A 3,526-nucleotide genomic window follows, 5' to 3' on the forward strand; every position below is an offset into this window, starting at 1 on the left:
GGCCAGTGCCGCATAACCGCCACTTTCCGGTGGGTTGACGACAGGGTCTTGCACGTGCGCAAAGCGACAAAAGCAGAACCAAACCAGAAGTTGATTTACCAAGCTCTTGCCATCGATCCCAACCCCGGTGGAGTAAAAAAGATGATTGCTTGATCAAAAAATGGCCAAGGCATCAACTTTGTAGTGCCACTTGCGAAAAAATAGCATCACAATACACTGATATTGCTTGAAAAATTTTGTAGCATGTTAAACATGGGTTAAAAATGTCAACCAGGGGGATCAGCTTGCCCGGACTGGACTGAAAGACCAATCCCAGCCGATCCATTACCTCCTGCATCTGTCGGCTTGGGTTCAGCATTCTCTGCAGAGAGGTTGCCAAGGCAGTACCTGCTCGCTCCCCGCGATAACCACCATCGGCCATCACGCCGATCACCGCCGCCAGATCCAAAAAATCGATACCGGCGGATTTGGCTGTGGCGGCAGACCGTTTCAACGACTCGCCAACGGCATTCACTGTCGTCATCGACGACTGAGCCGTTTGCACGATCACATCACTGATGGCAGTGAGATTGTTGGTCTTGAAGCCGGACGAGTTCATGATGGTCAGCAGGGTGTCCGCCGACCCTTTGATATCGGCAATGCCACCGGCACTCTCGCCCGCTGCCACCGTGGCCATGTGCATCACGGTAGGCAGGGCCTGCATGGCATCATCGGCCTTCATGCCTGCAGTGGCCAGCACCAGCAACCCGTCCGCTGCGCTCTTGGCCGAAAAGGTGGTGCTTTTTCCCATCTCCTCGGCATAACCCCGCAACGCCTTGCTCTGCTCGCCGGAACTCTCCATCGCCACATCCACCCGGCGCATCACCGTGTCAAACTCAGCAAATTTGTTCAACGTGCTGGTGGACACCTGATGCAGGGAGTACATGGCCGCAAGCAAAGTCCCTGCTGCTGTCGCCACGCTGTGCATGGAGTTGCCGCTGCCAGAGATTTCTCTCTGCAACTCGGCAGTTTTCACCTTGAGTTGCTCATTGGCTCGCACCAGATCTCTGCTCGATGCCTGGCCGGAGGCGGCAAGCTGCTGGTAGGCATTTTTCAGCTTCTGAATCTCTTCCTGCACCTCCCGCACCGGGCGTACACCCAGTTGGGCGAACAGGCTCATGACACGGGCATGCTCCTGCAGTCGTTCGGTGGATTGTTGCAGGTTGCTGCGCAGACGCTCCTCCTCGGATGAGAGGGTACGCACACTGATACCAGCCGCCGACAACCCAGCAGCACTTTGTTGCACCGCCAAGCGGGCAGCCTGCTGGGCATCAGTCAAACGGGTAACTTCGGCCTGGGCAGCCTGGAACCCTTTGGTCATCTTGTCGGTGGCACCGGGAGTTTTTTCAATCTCGGCAGTCAACCGGTTGATGTCTGCCATCGTCCGTTTGACCACCGTGCCAAGGCCGGTACTCTCATCCTGCATGCGTTTCAATTCAGCACGGGCTGTTGCCAACTCCCGCGCCATCTCGGCTGTTGGGTTGGTAGTCTGTCGGAATTGTGCAGCCAGCGTCTGCACTTTTTCACGAAACTGCGCGGTGGCGGCTGCCGAGGCCTTTTCCTCCTCAACAAATGCCGCAAAGGATGCCTTTGCGCCAAGCAAATCGGCTTTCATTTTCTCCAAAGGCGCATTGGCCTCGGTAATCTGCCGGGCATAGTCTGCCATGGCCAGCTGGGCAGAACGAAGCGATTGATGGGTATCCACCAATTGCTGGCGCACCTGTTTCAATCGCTCAATATCCGCCAGTCCAGCCATGGCGCTGCCCAACTTGGCACCCTCGGCAGCCGCCGCACCGGTCAGTCCAGAGAGGGTTTTGTTGAACTCCTGTTGCACCTGAGCCGTGGCCCGGACGAACTGCTCCACATTCATGCGCAGGAAAAATTCCAGGGTGTTGGCCATAGTCATGCACCTGTCTGGAAATTGGCCAGCAGAGCGGTTTTGAGCATCTCACCGGCCATCAAAAACAGCAGGGGGTGCATCTCCCGGAACACCATCCACACCTGCTCACATTCAGAGAGGGAAAGATCCTCCAGTGTCTCGCCTGCAGGCGGGACAATGTTTTCTCCCTCCAGAAGGATGAGCATCTGGGGAAGGCGCTCGGTCAGCAGGGTGAACAAATCGGTGTTTTTCAGATCCTGGGAGATGCTGCGCAGGAACTTCAACACATCCTTGGGGCGCAGCTCATGCAGGATCACTGTCCGACCTGCTCCCAGGTCGACTGATTTTGTGATGCGCATTTTTTTCATCCATTGCTGTGGGTTGATCAGAGTCCGAGATAGCGGGCAATCAGCCAGTGAACTGGAGGGTGCTTGGCCCAATATTGGTTGAGAGCCATCAGGCGGGGCAGAGTGAGACAGTCGTCGATATACTCCCAAGTCCAGCCAGTCGAGGCGATGACGTGGGCATAAATCTCGTCCCAGTGCAGTTCCTCTACCCCGCCTTCACTTCCCCCGGGCGCACCAACCCGGAGGCTCGCATGATGGCCTCCATCAGAATGGGCACAGTGGCCAGATCCACCAGATCTTCGACATCCTCCAACTGGAGCTGCGGATAGTTGCGGGAGAGTGCGGCATGGATCACTTGAAGCGCACTGTCAATCTGCTCAATGGAAAACTGGCCACCCTGCAGGTTCTGGAAATGGGGCATCAATTTTTTCAATTGTCCCAAGCTCAAGGCCGGAACCACCCAATCGCCACCTGCAAAGTGCACCGTAACACCTTCGTGTGGGGGAATACTCATCAAACAGCCTCTCTATTGATTCTGGCAGGAATATTTATGTTCAGAAAAAATTTACAAACAAAAATAAGAACCTTTGACCGCAACGCTCCGGCTGGCTACCATCCCAACAACTGGCTGAAACTCAGTCTGGCCACTGAGCATTCAGCCTGTTGCTGGATTCCCTTCGGGTCGAGTCCAGTAACCGCAGACCCGCAGGCGTGACGGTGAGGATGGGGAGTCCAGGTGAGTCATTGTCGTGATGACAACGGCGAGTGGAAGGCAGATATGGTGACGAACTCGCTTGAGCCTGCCTGATGATGGCAGTGTTTTTGAGATTCCCCATGATGGGTCGAGTCCAACGCACTGCCACATCACAAAAAAGGGAATATGCACACGCTGCATTTGCGCCTTGAATCCGCCATATTTTCCTTACACCTTCGTGTGGAGGGGTACTCATCAGACGGCTTCCATGTCTATTTGGCAGAAGGCGCTGATGTCGGTGCCGGTCTTGGTGTCGTCGGACAGCACCTTGGCTGTCAGGGTCAGCTTGGCAAACTCGTCGCTGATCAGGCCCAGTTCCTTGGTGGGAGAAAAGACGACACGATACATCACCACCTTCAGTCCCTTGCCGTTGCGGGCAAAGTTTTTTCCGGCAAAAACCACCCGGTACTCCTCCCCAGAACCAACCAGTGCCTGGATGTTGTAGCCTGCCGAGGTGGTGTAGGAAACCTCAACGGGGGTGCCCTCCTCGTCAATTTTGGTAGAATT

Annotated in this window: 4 protein-coding genes; all 4 read right to left on the reverse strand. The window is 55.5% G+C overall.

Going from position 1 to position 3,526, the window contains the following annotated elements; translation table 11 throughout:
• Positions 1-172: 172 nt before the first annotated feature.
• Positions 173-1,939, reverse strand: a complete 1,767-nt coding sequence (locus EJP87_RS14715) for a phage tail tape measure protein (RefSeq protein WP_193771416.1) — start codon at positions 1,937-1,939, stop codon at positions 173-175.
• Between the two features lie 2 nt (positions 1,940-1,941).
• Positions 1,942-2,277 carry a hypothetical protein gene (locus EJP87_RS14720; protein WP_130472618.1) on the reverse strand — a complete coding sequence of 112 codons (336 nt, stop codon included), beginning with the start codon at positions 2,275-2,277 and terminating at the stop codon, positions 1,942-1,944.
• Between the two features lie 193 nt (positions 2,278-2,470).
• Positions 2,471-2,779 (reverse strand): hypothetical protein, encoded by a 309-nt coding sequence (locus tag EJP87_RS14725; RefSeq protein WP_130472619.1) that lies wholly within the window; start codon positions 2,777-2,779, stop codon positions 2,471-2,473.
• A 435-nt stretch (positions 2,780-3,214) separates the two neighbouring features.
• A partial coding sequence (locus EJP87_RS18010; RefSeq protein WP_478210085.1) for a phage tail tube protein occupies positions 3,215-3,526 on the reverse strand: 312 nt, incomplete at its 5' end.

The organism is Candidatus Magnetaquicoccus inordinatus (assembly GCF_004217665.1).
Lineage (GTDB): Bacteria > Pseudomonadota > Magnetococcia > Magnetococcales > Magnetaquicoccaceae > Magnetaquicoccus > Magnetaquicoccus inordinatus.